This window comes from Streptomyces sp. NPDC050535 (genome assembly GCF_044457665.1).
GTDB lineage: Bacteria > Actinomycetota > Actinomycetes > Streptomycetales > Streptomycetaceae > Streptomyces.
The window spans coordinates 279,596-301,245 of sequence record NZ_JBITHE010000007.1 but is presented as its reverse complement, the minus strand read 5'-3'; the positions used below and the strand labels follow the sequence as shown (position 1 = coordinate 301,245).

13 protein-coding genes are annotated in these 21,650 nt (G+C 71.5%); 10 read left to right on the top strand and 3 right to left on the bottom strand.

What is annotated here, in order from left to right:
- Position 1: 1 nt before the first annotated feature.
- The 8 genes from ACIBLC_RS18835 to moeZ all read left to right on the top strand — a co-directional run bounded on the left by ACIBLC_RS18835 (position 2) and on the right by moeZ (position 10,924).
- Positions 2-994: an ABC transporter permease gene (locus ACIBLC_RS18835; protein ID WP_399212099.1), complete on the top strand. Its 993-nt coding sequence runs from the start codon at positions 2-4 to the stop codon at positions 992-994.
- A gap of 227 nt (positions 995-1,221) precedes the next feature.
- Positions 1,222-2,220 carry an ABC transporter permease gene (locus tag ACIBLC_RS18830; RefSeq protein WP_399212202.1) on the top strand — a complete coding sequence of 333 codons (999 nt, stop codon included), beginning with the start codon at positions 1,222-1,224 and terminating at the stop codon, positions 2,218-2,220.
- 101 nt (positions 2,221-2,321) lie between these two features.
- Entirely contained in the window at positions 2,322-3,974 is a 1,653-nt protein-coding gene (locus ACIBLC_RS18825) for a dipeptide ABC transporter ATP-binding protein (protein ID WP_399212097.1), read from the top strand.
- Positions 3,975-4,146: 172 nt separating this feature from the next.
- Positions 4,147-5,901, top strand: coding sequence for a DUF3492 domain-containing protein (locus ACIBLC_RS18820; protein ID WP_399212096.1), 1,755 nt, complete (start codon positions 4,147-4,149; stop codon positions 5,899-5,901).
- Between the two features lie 152 nt (positions 5,902-6,053).
- A complete protein-coding gene (locus ACIBLC_RS18815; RefSeq protein ID WP_399212095.1) occupies positions 6,054-7,460 on the top strand; it encodes a hypothetical protein in 1,407 nt (468 codons plus the stop codon).
- A gap of 525 nt (positions 7,461-7,985) precedes the next feature.
- A complete protein-coding gene (locus tag ACIBLC_RS18810) occupies positions 7,986-8,945 on the top strand; it encodes an NAD-dependent epimerase/dehydratase family protein (protein ID WP_399212094.1) in 960 nt (319 codons plus the stop codon).
- Positions 8,933-9,682, top strand: a complete 750-nt coding sequence (locus ACIBLC_RS18805) for a spherulation-specific family 4 protein (protein WP_399212093.1) — start codon at positions 8,933-8,935, stop codon at positions 9,680-9,682. Before ACIBLC_RS18810 ends, ACIBLC_RS18805 begins: the two co-directional genes overlap by 13 nt.
- 63 nt (positions 9,683-9,745) lie before the next feature.
- A complete protein-coding gene (moeZ, locus tag ACIBLC_RS18800; RefSeq protein WP_399212092.1) occupies positions 9,746-10,924 on the top strand; it encodes an adenylyltransferase/sulfurtransferase MoeZ in 1,179 nt (392 codons plus the stop codon).
- Between the two features lie 62 nt (positions 10,925-10,986).
- Here moeZ and ACIBLC_RS18795 read toward each other — a convergent pair whose 3' ends face one another.
- From ACIBLC_RS18795 to ACIBLC_RS18785, 3 genes are all read right to left on the bottom strand, one after another.
- Positions 10,987-12,540, bottom strand: coding sequence for an alpha/beta hydrolase (locus ACIBLC_RS18795; protein ID WP_399212091.1), 1,554 nt, complete (start codon positions 12,538-12,540; stop codon positions 10,987-10,989).
- Positions 12,541-12,656: 116 nt separating this feature from the next.
- Positions 12,657-14,201, bottom strand: coding sequence for an alpha/beta hydrolase (locus tag ACIBLC_RS18790; RefSeq protein ID WP_399212090.1), 1,545 nt, complete (start codon positions 14,199-14,201; stop codon positions 12,657-12,659).
- A 165-nt stretch (positions 14,202-14,366) separates the two neighbouring features.
- Positions 14,367-17,093 (bottom strand): lysylphosphatidylglycerol synthase domain-containing protein, encoded by a 2,727-nt coding sequence (locus ACIBLC_RS18785; protein WP_399212089.1) that lies wholly within the window; start codon positions 17,091-17,093, stop codon positions 14,367-14,369.
- A 186-nt stretch (positions 17,094-17,279) separates the two neighbouring features.
- Here ACIBLC_RS18785 and ACIBLC_RS18780 point away from each other — a divergent pair, with 186 nt between their 5' ends.
- Together ACIBLC_RS18780 and ACIBLC_RS18775 are read left to right on the top strand one after the other, a co-directional pair.
- Positions 17,280-17,645, top strand: coding sequence for an MGMT family protein (locus ACIBLC_RS18780; RefSeq protein WP_399212087.1), 366 nt, complete (start codon positions 17,280-17,282; stop codon positions 17,643-17,645).
- Positions 17,646-17,951: 306 nt separating this feature from the next.
- The gene (locus ACIBLC_RS18775) at positions 17,952-21,518 is read left to right on the top strand and encodes an ATP-dependent helicase (RefSeq protein WP_399212085.1); all 3,567 of its coding nucleotides are present in this window, start codon (positions 17,952-17,954) and stop codon (positions 21,516-21,518) included.
- The last annotated feature ends 132 nt before the right edge of the window (positions 21,519-21,650 follow it).

The following is a 21,650-nucleotide window of genomic DNA, read 5'->3' as shown; positions in this document are numbered from 1 at the left end:
CGTGAGTGGCGTACTTGTCGCCTCCAAGGTCCCCGGGACGGACACATCCGTCCCGGGGGTTTCGGGGGCTCGTCAGTTCTGGCGGCGGCTGCGTACGCAGCGGGCCGCCCTTGTCGCGGCGGGCGTCGTCGCGCTGCTCGTCCTGATCGCGCTCGCCGCACCGCTGCTCACGGCGATCGAGGGCCAGGACCCGACCACCTATCACCCGGGTCTGGTGGACTCCGCCCGCGGCGGCGTGCCCGTCGGATCGCTCGGTGGCATCAGCGCGGACCACTGGCTCGGCGTCGAACCGCAGACCGGCCGCGACCTCTTCGCACGGCTTGTCTACGGCGCCCGCGTCTCCCTCGGCGTCGCGTTCGCGGCGACCGTGGTGCAGGTCTTCATCGGTGTCGTCGTCGGTGTCGCGGCAGGCCTCGGCAGTCAATGGGTTGATCAACTGTTGAGCCGCGTCACGGACATCATCATCGCGATGCCGCTGATGATCGTGTCCCTCGCGCTCCTCGCGATCGTGCCCAGCAGCTTCCCGCGGCCCCTGCTGGTCGCGCTCGTCATCGGCCTGATCGCCTGGGGCTCGACCGCGAAGATCGTGCGTGCGCACACGTTGACGCTCAAGGAGCTCGACTACGTGGCGGCCGCCCGGCTCAGCGGCTGGGGCTCCTGGCACGTCGCCCGCCGTGAGCTGCTGCCCGCGCTGGCCGCGCCCGTCATCACGTACGCGGCTCTGCTCGTCCCCATCAACATCACCGTCGAGGCGGCGCTCAGCTTCCTCGGCGTCGGCGTGAAGCCGCCGACCCCGTCCTGGGGACAGATGCTGACCGCGGCCGACGTCTGGTACCAGGCGGCGCCGCAGTACCTACTGCTTCCCGCGGGCTCCCTGTTCGTCACCGTGCTCGCGCTGACCGTCCTCGGCGACGGCGTGCGCACCGCCCTCGACCCGCGCGCGGCCTCACGGCTGCGGGTGGGCACGGGCCGCAGGCGGGAGGCCAAGGCATGAGCGACCTGTCCGAATCGAGTCGGCTCAAGGCCGAATCGAGTCAGCTCGAGGCCGGCTCTGGACTGATCGAGGGCGGCTCTGGGCTGAGTGGTGGCGAGGAATCGCGGCCGCGAGGGCTCAAGGGTCCGAGTGGTGGCGAGGGTTCGCGGTCGCGGGGGCTCAAGGGCCTGAGTGGTGGCGAGGGTTCGCGGCTGCGGGGCTTCAAGGGGCTGGGCGGTCTGGTGGGGCTGAGTGGCTTCGCCGGCTTCACCCTGCGGCGGCTGGTCGGTGCCGTCGTCACCCTGCTCGCGATCTCCGTGATCATCTACCTCGTCTTCTACGCCGCCCCGGGCAACGTCGCGCAGATCACCTGCGGTCCGCGCTGTTCGCCCGCCCAGGTGCGGCAGGTCGCCGAGCAGTTGAAGCTCGACGACCCCCTCTACCTGCGCTACTGGCACTTCCTTCAGGGCATCGTCGTCGGCCATGACTACTCGACGGGTACGTCGGTGGAGCACTGCGACGCGCCCTGCCTCGGGCTCTCGTACCAGAGCGACCAGCAGGTCACCCAGCTGATCTGGGCGAAGCTGCCCGTCACCTTCTCGCTGGTGATCGGCGCGTCGGCGATGTGGCTGATCCTCGGCGTCGGCACCGGCGTGCTGTCCGCCTGGCGGCGCGGCCGGATCACCGAGCGTGTGCTGACCGGCGTCACGCTCGCCGGCACCGCCACGCCCGTCTTCGTCATCGGGCTGGTGCTGATGATCGTGGTCTGCGGGCAGTTGCAGTGGCTGCCCTTCCCGCAGTACGTGCCCTTCACCGAGGACCCCGAGCAGTGGGCGTGGAACCTGCTGCTGCCCTGGCTGGCCCTCGCACTGATCGAGGCCGCCAAGTACGCCCGCCTGACCCGGGCGTCGATGCTCGAGACGCTCGCCGAGGACCATGTGCGCACCTTCCGCGCGTACGGCGTGCGGGAGCGCTCGATCATCGGGCGGCACGCCCTGAGAGGCGCCGTCGCGCCGGTCATCGCGCTGACCGCCAACGACTTCGGGTCGGCGATCGGCGGCGCCGTGCTCACCGAGACGATGTTCGGACTGCCCGGCATCGGGCGCGAACTCGTCCACGCGGTGAACGTCGTCGACCTGCCGGTGGTCGTCGGCATGGTCCTGGTCACCGGTTTCTTCGTGGTCCTGGCAAACGCCGTCGCGGACGTGCTGTTCGCGGTGGCCGACCGACGGGTGGTGCTGTCATGAGTCCTGTCGTGAGTCCTGCCGTGGACCCCGGTGACAGCCCTCGTGTCAATCCTGACGACAGTTCTGGCGGCAATTCTGGCGGCAGTGCTGGTGAAAGCCTGGTGGAAGTCCGCGGTCTCACCGTCGAGTTCGGGGGCCTGCGTGCCGTCGACGGGCTTTCCTTCCGGCTGGAGAAGGGCGCCGCGCTCGGACTTGTGGGTGAGTCCGGCTCCGGCAAGTCCACGGTCGCGTCCGCCCTGCTGGCGCTGCACCGGGGTACCGGGGCGCGCGTCGGGGGAACGGTGCGGGTGGCCGGCCTGGACGTCCAGGCCGCCTCCGACGACGAACTGCGGCGGCTGCGCGGTGGCAAGGCCGCCATGGTCTTCCAGGATCCGCTGTCGTCCCTGGACCCGTACTACGCGGTCGGCGCCCAGATCGCCGAGGTGTACCGGGTGCACGTGAAGGCCTCGCGGCGTGCGGCACGCGCGCGTGCCGTCGAGGTGCTCGACCGGGTCGGCATCCCGGACGCCGCGCGCAGGGCCCGTTCCCGGCCGCACGAGTTCAGCGGTGGGATGCGCCAACGCGCCCTCATCGCGATGGCGCTGGCCTGCGAGCCGGAGCTGCTCATCGCGGACGAGCCGACCACAGCCCTCGACGTGACCGTGCAGGCCCAGATCCTCGACCTCCTGCACACCCTGCGGGAGGAGACAGGCATGGGGCTGCTCCTGGTCACCCACGACGTGGGCGTCGCCGCCGAGAGCGTCGACGACGTGCTGGTGATGCGGCACGGGCGGGCCGTCGAGCACGGGGCGGTCGGCGCGCTGCTCGGCGCTCCACAGGAGGCGTACACGCGGGAACTGCTGGCGGCGGTGCCGAGCGTGGACGTGGTGCGGGTGAGGGAGAGGGCCGAGTCGGGTGCGGAACCGGGCGCGGAGCAGTCGCTGCGGCGGACACCGGACTCGGACGGTGCCGTGCTCGAAGCCGTCGGACTGCGGCGCGAATTCGGCCGCGGGAAGCGGCGGTTCACGGCCGTGGACGACGTGTCGCTCACCATCCGCCGGGGCGAGACGCTCGGCGTCGTGGGGGAGAGCGGCAGTGGCAAGACGACGCTGGGGCGGATGCTGGTGGGGCTCCTCGAGCCGACGGCCGGCGCGGTCCGGTACGAGGGCCGTGAACAGGCCGGGGTGAGTCCCGCCGTGCAGATGGTCTTCCAGGACCCGGTCTCCTCGCTCAACCCCCGACGCGGTGTGGGGGAGTCCATCGCCGACCCGCTGCGCGCGGGTGGGGAACGCGACGAGGGGCGCATTCGGGGGCGCGTACGGGAGTTGCTGGAGCGCGTGGGGCTCGAAGGGGCGCACTACGACCGGTACCCGCACGAGTTCAGCGGCGGGCAGCGCCAGCGCGTCGGCATCGCGCGGGCGCTCGCGGCCGAGCCGCACGCCATCGTGTGCGACGAACCGGTCTCCGCGCTCGACGTCACCACCCAGGCCCAGGTGGTCGCCCTGCTCGCCGAACTGCAACGCGAACTCGGTCTCGCCCTGGTCTTCGTGGCCCACGACCTCGCCGTCGTACGCCAGGTCAGCGACCGCGTGGCCGTGATGCGACGCGGGCGGATCGTCGAATACGGGCCCACCGACGAGGTGTACGAGTCCCCGCGGGACCCGTACACGAAGCAGCTGCTGGCCGCCGTACCGGCACTCGATCCGGAGGTCGCGGCGCGGCGCCGCACCGCCCGCCGGGCACTGGCCGTTGCCCAGCGAAACGTAACTGCTTGATCCCTTAGCGCGAGCGAACGCGATCTGCGCGGGAAAGTTACGACCGTTCACCCCTTCTGGTGGCGCGATGGACAACCGTCCGTCGCGCCACCGTCATGTCCGCATACGTTCGTCCCGCTGCGAGCCGCCGGGTCAACGGCGGCTCCCCACAAGGGAGATCGGGGGTGCACTTGTGCGCATTGGACTGCTTACGGAGGGTGGCTATCCGTATGTGAGCGGTGACGCCAGGCTCTGGTGCGACCGGCTCGTACGCGGGCTCGGGCAGCACGAGTTCGACATCTACGCGCTCAGCCGTAGCGAGCGCCAGGAGGACGAGGGCTGGATCCAACTCCCGCCGCAGGTCAGCAGGGTGCGGACGGCGCCGCTGTGGATGGCCGAGGACGACGGCGCGGTGTACGGGCGGAGGGCGCGGCGGCGGTTCGCCGAGGCGTACGGGGAGTTGGCCGCGGCGCTGTGCGAGGGGTCGGAGGCGGCGGCCGTCGGCACGGCGACTTCCGGTTCCGCGAGGGCCGCCGACGGCTCGGGGAACGCCGGCGCCGCTGAGGCGGACCGTTTCGGCAGTGCGCTGTACGAGCTCGCCGAACTCGCCCGCGACGAGGGCGGTCTGATCGGAGCACTCCGCTCCGAAGGCGCCGTACGTGCGCTGGAGTGCGCCTGTCGTGCGCCCGGCGCACTCCGTGCCGCACGCGCCGCCCGTGTGCCCGACCTGCTCACGGTCGCCGCCCATGTCGAACGGGCACTGCGTCCCCTGTCCCTCGACTGGTACGAGGGCGACGGGCTCGACTCGGTCGACCTGTGCCACGCGACGGCCGGCGGCACGGCGGCCCTGCCCGGCCTCCTCGCGCGGCACTTCTCCGGAGTGCCCCTCCTCGTCACGGAGTACGGCGTGCAGCTGCGGGCGCACTACCTCGAGTCCGCCGCCGTCGGCGACGTCCCCGCCGTACGGGCCCTGCTCGCCGCGTTCCACGGCAGGCTCACCAGCGAGGTCTACCGCGCGGCAGCGGTCATCACGCCCGGGAACACGCATGCCCGGCGCTGGCAGGAGCGGTGCGGCGCCGACCGCGCCAAACTGCGCACCGTCTATCCCGGCATGGAGGCCTCCCGCTTCGCGGAGGTGGGCGAGAGCCCGGAGACCGCCGGATACGCGGACCCGGAAACGCTGGTGTGGGTCGGCCGCATCGAACCCGCCAAGGACCTGATCTCGCTGCTGCACTCCTTCGCGGAGATCCGCAAGGACGAGCCGAAGACGCGGCTGCGGATCGTCGGAGCGCCCGCCGACGGGCCGGAGGGCGCGACCTACCTCGCCCACTGCAAGGCACTGGCCGCGCAGCTCTTCCCCGACGAGGCGACCGGCGTACACGCCGTCGGCGACAACCCGGTGTCGTTCGAGGAGATCGGCGGCCCGGAGGTCCCCAGCCTCCCGGAGGCATACGCCTCCGGAGCCGTGATCGTCCTGTCCAGCGTCGTGGAAGGCTTCCCGATCAGTCTCGTGGAGGCCATGTTCTGCGGTCGCGCCACCGTCTCCACCGACGTGGGCGCGGTCGTCGAGGTCATCGGCGGTACGGGACTTGTGGTGCCGCCGCGCAATCCGCGGGCGCTCGCCGAGGCGTGCGTGGCCCTGCTGCGCGACCCCGAGCGCCGTGGGCGCCTCGGCGCGGCCGCCCGCGCACGCGCCCTCGAACTGTTCACCGTCGAGCAGAACATCACGGCATTTCACGGCATCTACCTGGACATCGTTTCGCACTCACCGCTACGGCGCGTGGTCGTGGACGCGGCGGGCGAGCCGCTTCCCTTCGGCGTCCCGGCGGAGGCCCACGTGCCGGGCCGCTGGGCCGAGGCCCGCCTGATGCCCACGGGCCGACCGCGCTGGGCGGCGGGCGCTCCGGTGCGCGCGACGGTCCCCGTCCCCGCCGGGGAGGGCGCCTGATGAACGAACTCGGAGAGCTGAACCGGCCGGGACGCCCCAGCAGCCCTGGCGCCTGGGACGCGCGGTCGGAGGAGTGGCTTGTGACGGGGGTTGGCGAGATGGACGTTCGGGCTGAGAGGGATGCGGGGGAGCCGGCGCCGGAGGCAGGTGCGGTGGCGAGTGTGGACGCCGCGGCGGGTGTGGGTTCGGGTGCGGTGGCGGACGCGGTGGCGGACGTGTTGGCGGGTGTGGACGCGGTGGCCGAGCTGGCTGACGGATCCGGCTCGGGCGCCGGTGAGGTGACCGGGGGGCCAGGCGGGGCGCTTGGGGCGCACGAGGGTGTGGACGGTTCCGGCGTGGACGCGGACGCGGACGCGGACACAGGCGTGGGCGTGCGGGGCGTGCGCGGGGGTGCGGGTTCGGCGGTTGAGCCTGTTGACGGGGTTCGGGAGGCGTTTGGCGGGGCGCGCGACGGTGCGGGGGGCGGTGCGGCCGGCGCCGCGCGCAAGTCCGGCAGCCGACGCGGCGGCGTGGACCCGGTGAAAGCCCTGATGCACCGGCACCGGGAGCTCTGCGAGCGGGCCGTGGACCCGCTGGAGATCGCGGCGGGCCTTGAGGCGCACGGGGTGACCGACCGGACCGCCGCGCGGTTCCGGCACCGGGACGTGTTCTCGCTCGCCGAGGAGCTGTACGCCCGCGTGCCCCGTGACGGGGAGCCCGTACAGCGCTCGGTGTCCCCGGCGCGCCCAGGAGAGCGCGCCGTCTGGGCCGTGCTCGCTCTGCTGCCGGGCGCCCTGTGCGCGGCAACCGTCACGGGGCTGCGTCTCACCGAAGGGCGACCGCGCCTGGCGATCGCCGTGCTCGGCGCCCTCGCCGTGGCCCTCGGCCTGCGCATCGCTTTCCGCCGCGGCCCCCTGAACGTCACCCACCACATGACGAGCGGCACGCGCGCGTGGACGTGCTGGCTGATCGCGTACGCCCTCCTCGGCGACGGACTGCTGAGAGCGGGCGTCGAAGGTGGCCCCGACGGCCCATGGCCCCTGGCCACCGCCCCAGTACTCGCCCTTGCCCTGGCCTGCGCCCCGGCGGCCTGGTGCGCCCGCCTCTTCGCCGTCCGAGCCCGCCGCAAACTGGCCGCCAGCCGCGGTCTGGAGGAGTTCGCCTCCTCCGTAAAGCCCCTGCTCCTCGGGGTGCTCGGGCTCTTCCTGTGCACCCTCATCGGATTGCTCGCCGTGTGCGGGGCGGCGCTCGGCGAACCCGTCCCCTACGCCGGAGCCGCTGCCCTCGGCACGCTTCTCCTGCTCGCCCGGCTGCTCGCGGCACGCGGTTTCACCCACGCACCGGCCGTCGTCCTCGCCACCGCGGGCGTGGCCGAGGCCATCTCTCTTGCCACGGTCTTCGCGGGCCGCCTCCCCGGCTGTGCCTTCCTTTCCGTGCCCGTCGACACCGTCGTCGCCGCGTGGGGGCCGGGCGCCGTCCCGGCCCTGGTGTGCGGCGCCGCCACCCTCGTCCTCCTGATCCACTCCACCCGCACCCTGACCCGCGCCTCGGCCCACGCCCTCCCCGGCGGGACGGCATGAGCCGGCAACGGGTCGGCGAGTGCCACCGGCGGAGTGCCGCGCGTCGACGGGGGAGCAGCGGTGCGTGCTCCCGACGGAGTGGTCCTTGCCGCCGGTGGGCTGGTGCGCGCCGCCGGTGGAGTGGCGAGTGCCGACGGCGGGGCGGTGAGTGCGGCCGGCGGGGCGGTGAGTGTCCTGCTCCGAGTGCCGGTGGCGGTGGCGGTGGTGCCAGTGGCGGTGCCGGTGCCCGGAGCGGCCCGGGCACCGGATGCCCTGGTCCGTGGACCGTTCCCCGCCTCGGTCCACGAGCCGACCCGGGGCCTCGCCCGCCGAAAACGGCGCCGCGCGCCACGACCCGAGACCTGGCTCACGGTGTCCCCCACCGCCGTGGACCACGCCCGGAGGCCGGGGTCCACCCCCCGTCCCCGGCACATCGCTCCCGCGGGGCCGACACCGCGGGCCCTCCCCCTGACCCACGGCATCACCCGAAGGAGAACGCCAGATGATCACCTCCCGAACCGGAGAATCCGCCCCGGGAGCCGCCCGATGAGGGTCCTGCTGATCGGAGCCAACGGATACCTCGGCCGATTCGTCGCCGACAGGCTGCTCGCCGACCCGGCCGTGCAGCTCACCGCGCTCGGCCGGGGCGACGACGCCGACGTACGGTTCGACCTCGCCTCCGGCAGCCCCGGCGCGCTCACCCGTTTCCTGGACGCGGTGCACCCCGGAGTCGTCGTCAACTGCGCCGGCGCCACCCGGGGCGGCGCACGCGAACTCACCCGGCACAACACCGTCGCCGTCGCCACCGTCTGCGAGGCCCTTCGCCGCAGCGGCTGCGGAGCACGCCTCGTGCAGATCGGCTGCGGCGCCGAGTACGGACCCAGTCAGCCCGGCTCCTCCACGGCCGAGGACGCCGTGCCGCGCCCGGGCGGCCCGTACGGCGTGAGCAAGCTCGCCGCCACCGAACTCGTCCTCGGGTCCGGCCTGGACGCCGTCGTCCTACGGGTGTTCTCGCCCGCGGGGCCCAGCACCCCGGCAGGCTCCCCGCTCGGCCGGCTCGCCGAGGCCCTGCGCCGCGCCATGCAGTCCGGCGACGGCGAACTCAAACTCGGCGGACTCGGCGTCCAGCGCGACTTCATCGACGTACGCGATGTCGCCCGAGCCGTCCACGCCGCCTCGCTCTCCGCCGCCCAGGGCGTCATCAACATCGGCTCCGGCCGCGCCGTACGCCTCCGTGACGCCGCCGCCGTACTCGCCCGCGTCGCCGGCTACGGCGGCGCGCTGCACGAACTCGACGGACCTCCGAGCCCCGTCAGGCCAGTCATCGGCCACCCCCGCAGCGAACCGGACCACGCGGCCCCGGTCGCGTATCCCTATCCGGACGGCTGCGGCAGCTGGCAGCAGGCCGATGTGCGCACCGCACGCGACCGGCTCGGCTGGCGTCCCCGGATCAACCTCGAGGAATCCCTCGCCGACATCTGGATGGAGGCGGCATGCCGTATCTGACCAGTACCGCGACGGGCACCGCGAGCACCGACCTGGGCCTCGGCTTCGGCATCCCCGGCTATGCGCACCCCCTCGTCGCTCCAGTCGAATGGGCCGAACTCACCCGCCCTGGCACTCCCTTGCACTGGGTCGTCCTGAACGTGGGCAACGGCCCCGGCACCCGCCCCGACCCGCACTGCCTGGAGGCCGCCGGACGGCTGCGCAACGCGGGGATCCGGGTGCTCGGGAGCCTGGACACCGGATACGGCGCGCGCCCCTTCGGCGAGCAGGTCTCCGACGCGCACCGGTATCTCGACTGGTACCAGGTCGACGGGTTCCTGCTGGACCGCTGCCCCACCGAGCGCGCCAGACTCCCCGAGGTCCGCCGTACGGTCATCACACTCCGCGCGCTCCGCGACGGCGCGCACATCGTGTTGGGCCATGGCAGCCACCCCTACCCCGGATATGCGGAGAACGCCGACCAGTTGGTGACCTTCTCCGGCTCCTGGAGCGACTACCGCTGGTCGCAGGTCGCCGAGTGGACCGCCGACCATCCGCCCGAGCGCTTCTGCCACTTCGTGCACGGCGTACCGCGCGGTCATCTCGACGAGGCGCTGCGCATCGCCCGCTGGCAGGGCGCCTCGACGATCTACTTCACCGATCGCACGGACCGCGGCGGACGAGCAGATCCCTGGGAGACCATGCCCGGCTACTGGGACGAGATCGTCTCGCGGATCGGAACGGGTGTCTCGGAATGAAGAAGGGCGTGGCAGTGTTACGGGGAGAACAACTGTAGTGATTGACCGACCAACGGAGTCCCCGTGTCGCTGCCACCCCTGGTCGAGCCCGCCGGCGAGCTCACCGTAGACGAGGTCCGCAGGTACTCCCGCCACCTGATCATCCCCGACGTGGGCATGGACGGGCAGAAGCGGCTGAAGAACGCCAAGGTGCTCTGTGTGGGCGCCGGCGGCCTCGGATCGCCGGCGCTGATGTACCTGGCCGCGGCGGGCGTGGGCACGCTCGGCATCGTGGAGTTCGACGAGGTCGACGAGTCGAACCTGCAGCGCCAGATCATCCACAGCCAGGCGGACATCGGCCGCTCCAAGGCCCAGTCGGCCCGCGACTCCGTACTCGGCATCAACCCGTACGTGAACGTCGTCCTGCACGAAGAGCGGCTCGAAGCCGAGAACGTGATGGACATCTTCAGCCAGTACGACCTGATCGTCGACGGCACGGACAACTTCGCGACCCGCTACCTGGTCAACGACGCGGCCGTGCTCCTCAACAAGCCCTACGTGTGGGGTTCGATCTACCGCTTCGACGGTCAGGCGTCCGTGTTCTGGTCGGAGCACGGCCCCTGCTACCGCTGCCTCTACCCGGAGCCCCCGCCGCCCGGCATGGTTCCCTCCTGCGCCGAGGGCGGCGTCCTTGGCGTGCTGTGCGCGTCCATCGGCTCCATCCAGGTCAACGAGGCGATCAAGCTGCTCGCGGGCATCGGTGAGCCGCTGGTCGGCCGCCTGATGATCTACGACGCCCTGGAGATGCAGTACCGCCAGGTCAAGGTCCGCAAGGACCCGGACTGCGCGGTCTGCGGCGAGAACCCGACCGTCACCGAGCTCATCGACTACGAGGCCTTCTGCGGCGTCGTGTCCGAAGAGGCCCAGGAGGCGGCCGCCGGCTCGACGATCACTCCCAAGCAGCTCAAGGAGTGGATCGACGACGGCGAGAACATCGAGATCATCGACGTCCGCGAGATCAACGAGTACGAGATCGTCTCGATCCCCGGCGCCAAACTGATCCCGAAGAACGAGTTCCTCATGGGCACCGCCCTGGCGACCCTTCCGCAGGACAAGAAGATCGTCCTGCACTGCAAGACGGGTGTCCGCAGTGCGGAAGTCCTCGCTGTCCTGAAGTCCGCGGGCTTCGCCGACGCGGTGCACGTCGGCGGCGGTGTGATCGGCTGGGTCAACCAGATCGAGCCGGACAAGCCGGTGTACTGAGCAGTCGCTCCGCCGATGGCGGGGGTTCCGGGCACCGAGTGTGTCCGGAACCCCCGCCATCGTCATGAACAGACCTTGCCGTCCTTCGGCACCGTGCCGTTCAGCAGATAGCCGTTCACCGTGGAGTCGACACAGTCGCTCCCGCTCCCGTAGGCCCCGTGTCCCTCGCCCTTCCAGGTGAGCTCCACGCCGACACCCTTGCCCAGCTCGTCGGCCATCTTGCGGGCGCCCTCGTACGGCGTCGCCGGGTCCCCGGTGTTGCCGACGACCAGGACGGGCTCGGCCCCCGGGGCACTTACCTCCGGGTTGTCGTACTGACCCGCCACCGGCCAGTCGTGGCACCAGCCCGCCGTGTCCCAGCCCAGGAAGTCGCCGAAGACGGGTGAGATCTTCTCGAACTCGGTCAGCAGCTTCTTCGTCTCCTCGGGAGTCGGCCGCTGCTTGTCGTCCAAGCACGATATGACCCGTTGGGAATGCGTCGTCGTGCCGTAGTTCCCCGAGGAGTCACGGTCGTTGTATCCGTCGGCCAGCGACAGCAGCTCCGAACCGTCCCCGTCCTCGGCCGCGTTCAGCGCGCTGGTCAGCGTCGGCCAGCCCTGCTCGCTGTAGAGCGGCAGGACGATCCCGGTCAGGGCCAGCGTCTGGGTGAGCTTGCGTCCGGAGGAGGTCGGCAGCGGTTTCGAGTCGATCCCATCCAGCAGGTCCGCGATCTTCTGGGAGCCCCGCTTGGGGTCCTGGCCCGTGGACTTGAGGTAGTTGTCCAGGGCGCGCTGGAAGCCCAGCGTCTGGTTCTTGGCATGGCCCACGGTGTCGGCGCTCGGGTCGACGACGGCGTCCAGCACCAGGCGTCCCACGTTCTTCGGGAACAAGTGGGCGTACACACCGCCGAGTTCGGTCCCGTACGAAATGCCGAAGTAGTGCATCTTCCGGTCGCCGAGCACCTGGCGCATCAGGTCCATGTCGCGGGCCGTGTCGGTCGTCGAGACGTGCGACAGCAGCTTGCCGGCGGCCTTCTCGCAGCCCTTGCCGAAGTCGGTGGCGTCCTTGAGGAAGGCTGTCTCCTCGGCCGCGTCGTCCGGTGTGGCGTCCACCGACTCGGCGGCCTGGATGTTCTTGTCGCTGCGGCAGCGCACCCCTTCACTGGCGGCGACTCCGCGTGGGTCCCAGCTCACCAGGTCGTACCGCTCGTGGAGCTGGCCGACGGCACTCTCGTACGAGGGCATCGAGGAGACGCCCGAGCCGCCGGGGCCGCCGAAGTTGAACAGAAGCGAGCCGATGCGGTCGCTCTGGTCCCCGCTCGTCTTCGAGCGGATCAGCGCGAGGCCGATGGTCTCGCCGGCCGGCTTCGCGTAGTCGAGGGGCACCTTGAGCGTCGCGCACTGCCAGCCGTCGCCCGGCGTGGGGGAGTCGGAAGTGGCCTTGCAGCGGCCCCAGTCGAGCTTCTGCGAGGTGAGTGAGGCGGGCAGGCCGGAGGACGTTGTGGAAGAGGGCGCGGCGGCCGAGGGGCTGTCGCTGTTCTTCCCCTCGTCCTCGCCGTCGTCGGACGAGCCTCCGCCGCAGCCGGCCACCAGCAACGCGGCGGCGGCCGCGGCCGTCCACCGGGTGAATCGCGTCATGAACTTCCCCCCTCGCCCGTGGTCCGCCGGAAGTCGCGGATCACATGCACGCCATACTAGGCGTCCGCCGTCCGCCCCCGTCGCGCCCTGTGGATAACCGTTTGACCTGCGGCTTTCTACGAGCAGACGGTCCCGGCCGAGGGCACGGAGCCCTCCAGCAGATAGCCGTTGACCGCGTCCTGCACGCACTTGTTCCCGCTGTCGTACGCGCCGTGTCCCTGGCCTTTGTAGGTCAGCTCGACACCGACTCCCTCGCCCAGCGCGTCCACCATCTTCTTCGCCCCCTCGTACGGCGTCGCCGGGTCGCCGGTGTTTCCGACGACGAGGATCGGCGCCGCGCCGGAAGCGCTCACGTCGGGGTGGTCGGCGGCACCCCCCACCGCCCAGTCGGTGCAACTGACCATGCCCCAGGCCAGATAGTCACCGAACAGCGGTGAGGCGGCCCGGAACTCCGGAAGCTTCGATTCCACGTAGTCGGCGGTGTAGCGCGGCTTGTCGTCGGCGCAGTTGATGGAGATGTTCGCCGCGGTGATGTTGCTGTACCGCCCGTTCTGGTTGCGCCCGTTCATCGAGTCCGACAGCAGCATCAGCACCTTGCCGTCACCGTCGTACGCCTGCTCGAGTCCTTCCGTCAGGTACTCCCAGAAATCCTTGGAGTACAGGGCCTGCGCGATGCCGTTGGTCGCGGCGGTCTGGGTGAGCTGCCGCGGGAAGGAGCCGGGGATCGGCTTGCTGTCGAGGTCCGCCAGCAGCTTCGCGATGCGGTCCTTGACGTCCTGAGAGGTGTCGCCGATGGGGCAGTCCTCGGTCTTCGAGGTGCAGTCCTCGGCGAAGTTGTCGAGCGCGAGCTGGAAGCCCTCGGCCTGCCCGAGCGAGCCCTGCTCCGGGTTCTGCGTCGGGTCGACGACCGCGTCGAACACCGCCCGCCCCACGTTCTTGGGGAACAAGTGTGCGTAGACGCCGCCGAGTTCGGTGCCGTAGGAGATACCGAAGTAGTGCAGCTTGTCGTCGCCGAGGACCTGGCGCATCAGGTCCATGTCGCGCGCCGCGTCGGTGGTGCGCAGGTGCGGGAGGGTCTTGCCGGAGTTCTTGTCGCAGGCCGAGTTGAAACCCCTGGTGTTTTCCAGCAGCTTCTCCTGCTCGGCGGTGTCGTCCGGCGTGGCGTCCTGCTGGAAGTACTCGTCGAGCTGGTCGTCGCTCTCGCACTTCACACCGGCGCTGCGGCCGACGCCGCGCGGATCGAAGCTCACCAGGTCGTAGCGGGTGCGCAGCTTCGCGTAGTCCTCGCCGAAAGCGGGCAGCGTGGTGACGCCGGAGCCGCCGGGGCCACCGAAGTTGAACACGAGCGAACCGACACGTCTGCTCTGGTCGCCGCTCGTCGTCGCCCGGATCAGTGCGAGCCCGATCGTGTCGCCCTTGGGCTCGGCCCAGTCGAGGGGTGCCTTCAGGGTGGCGCACTGCCACTGCGTACCGCCGGGAAGAGGTGAGGGAGCGCCCCCGCCGCCCTCGGACTCGGACGGCGCCGGGCAGTCCTTCCAGCTCAGCTTCTGGGCCGTCAGATCCTCGTCCTTGGAGTCGTCGCCGCAGCCCGTCATCAAGGAGGACAACAGGACGGCGGTGACGGTCAGGGCAGCGGCACGCAGCTGGGGAGGGTTCGGCATGCTTCCCATCCTGCGGTCGTGCGGGGCGCGGCGCTCGGGGCGCGAGCCGTGTGGGTGAGGCCGCGCTGTACCGCGTACGAGGGGGCCTGAGGGGTGTGACGAGCCGTGTACCGGATGCCCCCGCACGGTGTGATGCGTCGCGTACGAGGGGCCCGCAGGCCCGGACTAGAGCGCGCCCTTGCGTGTCAGGTGGTTGAAGAAAAGCCATCCCGGCAGGACCGGAATCCACAGTGTCAGCAGTCGGTACAGGAGTACGGCGGGTGCCGCGACCTCCTTCGGGAGGCCGACGGCGATCAGACCTACCGTGAGGGTCGCCTCGACCGCGCCGACGCCTCCGGGGGTCGGCGCGGCGGAGCCGAGCGCGTTGCCGGCGAGGAAGACGACGGCGACGCTTGCGAGGCTGAGGCTGGCGGTCTCCTCGTGGCCGAACGCGCGGATCGACGCGTCCAGACACATCACGAAACAGGCGGTGAGCAGCAGCATGCCGCCGATGCCGGTGATCAGCTTCTGCGGCCGCTGAAGCACGTCGAGCATGCGCGGCACGACACCCGCGAACAGTGACCTCACGCGCGTGGAGACGAATTTGCGCAGGAAAGGCACCGACGTCACCACGAGGACCAGTACGGCGACGGTGAGCAGCCCGGCGATGACCGTTCGGGAGGGCGAGAGGGAGGGTGTCTTCTCGGTGCCGGTCAGATAACCGAAGGAGAGCAGCATCAGGATGTGGCAACCGAGTCCGAACAGCTGTGAGGCGCCGACGCTCGCCACCGCGAGGCCGGGCCGCACCCCGGAGCGCTGCAGGAAGCGCGTGTTCAGGGCCACACCGCCGACCGCGGCGGGTGCCACGATCTTCACGAAGGAGCCCGCCACCTGCGCCGCCACGGTGCGCAGGAAGGGCACCCGCTCGGGCACGAAGCCGAGCAGGCTCATCGCGGCCGCGAAGTAGCTCAGCGCCGAGAACAGCACCGCCGCGGCGACCCAGCCCCATTCGGCGTCGTCGAAGAGGGTGCCGAACTCGATATGGGTGAGCTGCGTCAGCAGGAAGTACGCGCCGAACGCGCCGGCGATGAAACTGAGCAGCGTGCGCGGCCGGACGCGTTCGAGGCGGACCGGTTCGACCGGCGCCTGCGGCCTGATCAGCAGCACCTGGTGGCGGATCTGGGTGAGCAGATCCTCCTCGCGCGCCTCGTCCAGCGCATCGTCGATCGCGCGCTTCTCGGCCCGCTGCTCCGCGCGCACGGCCTTCTTGTCCGGCTTTTCAAGTACGGGCGCGGTGTCTTCCTTGGTTTCCTCGGCGCGGGCGAGTCTGTCCTGCCGGGAGGCCTCCAGCACCGCCTCGCGCTCGCGCTGGGCGCGTTCCCTGGCGAGTTTGCGCAACGTCGCGCGCGTGGAGCGCGTCAGGGCGATGGGCTGGAGCATCGGCAGACAGTCGGCGACCGTGTCCGGGCCGAGTACGCCGACCGCCGAGGCCACCGCGCGCTCGGCGCCCACGCGCAGCCCCAGCGTGGTGACCAGCTGGGCGATGTCCACGCGCAGCAACAGGTCTCCGGCGGCGATCTCGCCGCCGCGCAGATCGGTGAGGATCACCGTGCCGGAACGATCCACCAGAATCGCGTCACCCGCGAGCCTGCGGTGAGCGATGCGCCGCGACTGAAGCGCCTGCACCTGATGCCAGGTGTCGCGCAGGAGCTCGTCGGTGATGAGCTCGTCGGGCAGCGAGTCGAGGGTGTTGCCACCGGTGTGCTCGTAGACGAGCATCACGGCGTCCGGGCCGAGTTCCGAGGTCGCGATCAGCTTGGGCGCGTTGGCCCCGGCGGCGATGGCCGCGTAGGCGAGGAGCGCCTCCTGTTCGAGGGCCTGGCGCAGGGACTGGAGGCTGCGTCGGGTGGTGATGCCGCGCAGCGTGAGCCGCCGCCACACGCGGTAGAAGAAGCCCTGCGCCTGCTGCTCGCGGTCGACCACCGTGACGTCCAGGGGTGGGCCGTCCTCCAGGGTGACGAAGTAGCGCCGGCCGCGGTCGCCGTTCTCCGTGGCGGCCTCATGAGTCTCCTCGCGGGCCGCCGTCACCGGGTGGAAGCCGACATGCCGCAGGCCCGCCATCAGCGTCCGCCCGGTGGGCCGCACGTTCGGCGAGCCGACCGCGTACAGCGTCCCGTAGGCGACGGCCCAGCCGATCAGCACCGTCAGGATGATGGAGAACGGCGTCGTGTAGCCGGTGACAAGCATCGAGAAGGCGTCGAGGAGCAGTACCACCCACAGCACCGCACGCCAGCGCGGTCTGCGGGACATGCCTACGGCAGTCATGTACGCGATGACCGGTGCGAGATAGCCGTGCACCGGGTCGGTGAGGGCGTGGATGTCGCCCGGTGAGGGCTGGGTGAGCGCTTCCTGGATGGAGTCCGGGGCCCCCTTCGCGACCCACAGATCGGTGGCGAGCGTCACTCCGTGCGCGAGGACCGCGGCGAGGACGCCGTCGGCGATGCGCAGCCCGTCACGCTTGATCAGCCGCTCGATCGCGAACGCGACCGGCACCAGGAGGATCGCGATACTCGACGCCAGACCAGCGATCTTGATCAGCAGATCGGGTGCCTGGCCCGTGCCCTTGTTGATGTCCTGTTCGAGCCCCGACGTGGTGCCGTGCGCGAACGCGGCGATGGCCAGCAGCAGCACGATCGCGAGGACCCCGACCAGCAGGCGCATCAGATCCGACGGACGGTGCACGCGCGCGGGGAGCAGCGGTTCGTCGCCCTCGACCTCGTCGCTGTGGACCTCGTCCGTGCAGTCGCCGGCCTGTTCGTCCCGCTTCTTCTCGTCGGCTTCGGCGGTGTCAGGGCGCGACGGGGCCTCGGAGGTGCCCTCCGTGTCTTCGGGGTGCACGTCCTGCTGCCTCATCGACTCTTCTTGATCTCGTATCACCGGTCACCGCCTGCACGATGGTGGCATGCTCCACCGACACACGGGGGCATCAGGGTGCAAATGCGGGGGCGCACAGTCTGCCCCAAGCGTCGCCTCGGGGCGAGGAATACGCACAGTCGTCACCCCGTCGCATTGTCGGTGGGGTGGTGCAGGATGGGGCGGATGAGCGAGGAGAGCCTTCCGGCCGACGACCTGCCGGAGTACGCGGAGCGGGTCCTTGAGGTCGCCGAGCTGATCCCGTCCGGGCGCGTGATGACGTACGGGGATGTCGCCGAATGGCTGGAGGAGGGCGGGCCGCGCCAGGTGGGCCGGGTGATGGCCCTCTACGGAGGAGCGGTTCCGTGGTGGCGCGTCACACGGTCGGACGGTGTGCTTCTCCCGGGCCACGAACTCGAGGCCTTGGCCCGCTACCGCGCGGAGGGCACGCCCTTGAAGGAGGCGAGCAGAGCCTCCCAGGGACATCTGCCGCGCGTCGACATGAGACGGGCGCGATGGGACGGCGGCGAACGTGCGGAGGGTCACACCTGACAGCTTCCGGTATTCGACGGGCGCGGGGGGAACCTGTGGCCCGTACGGGGGAAGTACGGCACGTCCCCGACATGCCGTACGTTCGAGGAACGGGGGACGCACGGGGCCTGCGGGAAGAAGGGGAAGTCCTCCTTCCACGGTGCTCACCGGCGTAGCGTCGACGACGCCCATCTCTCTCACCCCACGGCCACCGCCCCGAACGCGCGACACGTCAGGGACTTGCCGCCCGACCACCACTCCCGCGACGACGGTGCTCAGCGCCGACAGTGACGATCCCCAGCACAACCACCAGGACCGGCGAACCACGTGAGCTCCTCTTCCTCCACCAGGCGCCTGTCGCACCCCCAGGTGCGACAGGGGACCCGTGGCGCGTACCGACTGGTGCGTACCCCGCCGGTCCGGGTGGATCCCCCTCGTCTTGACGCGGGACAGCGCTCGGTGGTTGACCACGAGGACGGCCCGTTGCTCGTCCTCGCAGGTCCGGGCACGGGAAAGACGACCACCCTGGTCGAGTCCGTGGCCGGCCGGATCGCACGGGGCGGCGACCCGGAGCGGATCCTGGTGCTGACCTTCAGCAGGAAGGCCGCCGTCGAGCTGCGCGACCGCATGGCGCTGCGCATAGGCGCCGCACGCGCCCCCCAGGCGACCACTTTCCACTCCTTCTGCTACGCCCTTGTCCGCGCCCACCAGGACAGCGACCTGTTCGTGGAGCCCCTCCGGCTGTTGTCGGGTCCTGAACAGGACGTCGCCGTGCGCGAGCTGCTCGCGGGCCAGCCCAACCTGGAGCGCCTCGGTCTCGCGCATGTGCGCTGGCCGGACGACCTGCGTGCCTGTCTGACCACACGCGGCTTCGCCGACGAGGTCCGCGCGGTCCTCGCCCGCAGCCGCGAGCTGGGCCTGAGTCCCGACGCCCTGGACGCCTTCGCCGCGCGCATCGGCCGCCCCGACTGGGGCGCCGCCGCGGCCTTCCTCGCCGAGTACCTCGACGTTCTCGACATGCAGGGAGTGCTCGACTACGCGGAACTCGTCCACCGCGCGGTGCTGCTCGCCGGCCGCTCCGGTGTCGCCGAACGCCTGGCCGCGCAGTACGACGCCGTCTACGTCGACGAGTACCAGGACACCGACCCGGCGCAGGTACGACTGCTGCGGGCCCTCGCGGGCGGTGGCCGTACCCTCGTGGCCTTCGGCGACCCCGACCAGTCGATCTACACCTTCCGGGGCGCCGACGTGAACGGCATCCTGGACTTCCCCGACGCCTTCCCGCGCGTGGACGGCGGCCCGGCGCCGGTCGAGGTCCTCAGGACGTCCCGCCGCTCGGGCGCCACCCTGCTGGGCGCCACCCGGCTGCTCACCCAGCGCATGCCGCTGACCCGCCTTCCGTCGGAGAAGGTCCGGGCCCACCGGGAGCTGTCCCCGGTGCGGGGCGGGGGCGAGATCGAGGTCTGCACCTACCCGACCCCCGGCACGGAACTGGACAACATCGCCGACATCCTGCGCCGAGCCCACCTGGAGGACGGCGTCCCCTGGGGCGAGATGGCCGTCCTGGTGCGTGCCGGTTCCCGCACGATTCCGACGATCCGACGGACGCTCACCGCGGCCGGAGTGCCGCTCGACATCGACGGCGACGATCTGCCGCTGCGGCACGAACCGGCGGTCGCACCGTTGCTGACGGCGCTGCGGGCGGTGGCGCGGGCGGAGCGGGGCGCGGATGTCGATGCCGACTCCGGTGCCGGTATGGACGTACCCGGCGAGGACGCGGCAGGAGACGTACCCGGCGAGGACGCCGCGGGAGACGTGCCTGCCGAAGAAGACGCATCACCGGAAGCTGCATCCCAGGTAGCCGCACCCCGAGAAGACGCATCGCCGGATCAAGCCGACAGCGCAGACTCGCACGAGCCGCACGAGCCGCACGAGCCGCACGAGCCGCACGAGCCGCACGAGCCGCACGAGCCGCACGAGCCGGCTGGATCGGCTGAGTCGGACCCGGAGCCGGAGACCCCCTGGCTCGACACCGAGACCGCCCTGTCTCTGCTCGCCTCGCCCCTCGCGAGCATGGACGCCGCCGACCTGCGGCGCCTGGGCCGCGCGCTGCGCGAGGAGGAGCGCGCCGGGGGAAACCACGTGCCGGCGCCCTCCGACGTACTGCTCGCCCGCGCGCTGGCCGAGCCGGAGCGGCTCGTCGCGCACGATCCGGTGTACGCCCGCGGCGCCCAGCGACTCGGCGCGCTGCTGCGGAAGGCGCGGGAGCGCCTCGCGGGCGGCGGGACTGCCGAGGAGGCGCTCTGGGACCTGTGGGAGGGCACACCGTGGCCACAGCGTCTGGAGCGGGCCGCCCGGCGCGGCGGCGCGGCCGGGCGCAACGCCGACCGCGATCTCGACGCCGTGTGCGCGCTCTTCGCGACCGCGACCCGCGCCGAGGAACGCATCGGCGGCCGCGGCGCCCTCAACTTCCTGGAGGAGATCGAGGCCCAGGACATCGCCGCCGACACGCTCACCCGCAGGGCCGTACGCCCCGACGCCGTGCGTCTGATGACCGCGCACCGTTCCAAGGGCCTGGAGTGGCGCCTCGTCGTCGTGGCGGGCGTCCAGGAAGGTCTGTGGCCGGACCTGCGCCGCCGCGGCTCCCTGCTGGAGGCCGACCGCATCGGACGCGACGGCCTCGCCGAACCCCTCACGCCCGGAGCGCTCCTCTCCGAAGAGCGCCGCTTGTTCTACGTGGCCGCCACGCGCGCGCGTGAACGCCTCGTCGTCACCGCGGTGAAGGCCCCAGCCGACGACGGTGACCAGCCCTCCCGCTTCCTCACCGAACTCGGCGTGGAGCCCAAGGACGTCACCGGCCGCCCGCGCCGCCCGCTGTCCGTCGCCGCGCTGGTCGCCGAGCTGCGCGCCACGACCGTGGATCCGCGCGTCTCCGACACCCTCAGGCAGGCCGCGGCCCGCCGCCTGGCCAAACTCGCCGCGCTCGGCGACGAGGACGGCCGCCCCCTGGTCCCGTCCGCGCACCCCTACCGCTGGTGGGGCCTGTACGAGCCGACCGAGAGCAAGATCCCGCTGCGCGACCGCGACCAGCCCGTCGTGCTCTCCGGAAGCGCTCTCGACCAGCTCGCCAACACCTGCGCCCTCCAGTGGTTCCTCGGGCGCGAGGTGAAGGCCGACGCGCCCGCGACCGCGGCCCAGGGCTTCGGCAACGTGGTGCACGTCCTCGCCGACGAGGTCGCCTCCGGACGTACCCCGGCCGATCTCGCCGTCCTCATGGAGCGCCTCGACTCCGTGTGGAACGCGCTCGCCTTCGACGCGCCCTGGAAGTCCACGCAGGAGAAGGAGCACGCGCGCGTGGCACTCGAACGCTTCCTGAAGTGGCATGTGATGGACCGCACCGGGCGCACGCCGGTGGCCAGCGAGCACGACTTCGACGTGACCCTCGAAGCGGGCGACTACGAAGTACGCATCCGCGGTTCCATGGACCGCGTCGAGACGGACACCGAAGGCCGCGCCTACGTGGTCGACTTCAAGACCGGCAAGCAGGCGCCGAGCGCCGCCGAGGTGGCGCACCACCCGCAACTCGCCGTCTACCAGCTCGCCATCAGCGAGGGCGCCGCCGATGACGCCTTCGACGGCGTACGGCCCGACCCGGGCGGCGCCGAACTCGTCCAGCTGCGCCAGGGTGCCGCCAAGAAGAACGGCGGCGAGACCCTTCCCAAGGTGCAGGCGCAGGCGCCGCTGGAGGGCGAGTGGGTCGGCGACCTGCTCGCCACCGCGGCTGGCAAGGTCCTCGACGAGCGGTTCTCACCGTCGACCGGTCAGCACTGTACGCACTGCGCGTTCCGGGCGTCGTGCAGCGCGCGGCCCGAAGGGCGGCAGGTGGTCGAGTGACTCGGGCGGGCGTCCGAGCCGAGTGACGCCGGCGCGGAGACTGCTGCGACGTGCGTGACGTATCGCACCACCCCTGGTGACCAGCGCATCCTCCGGCCCCACGGCCGATATGGCCCCCGTTGTCAGTGCGCG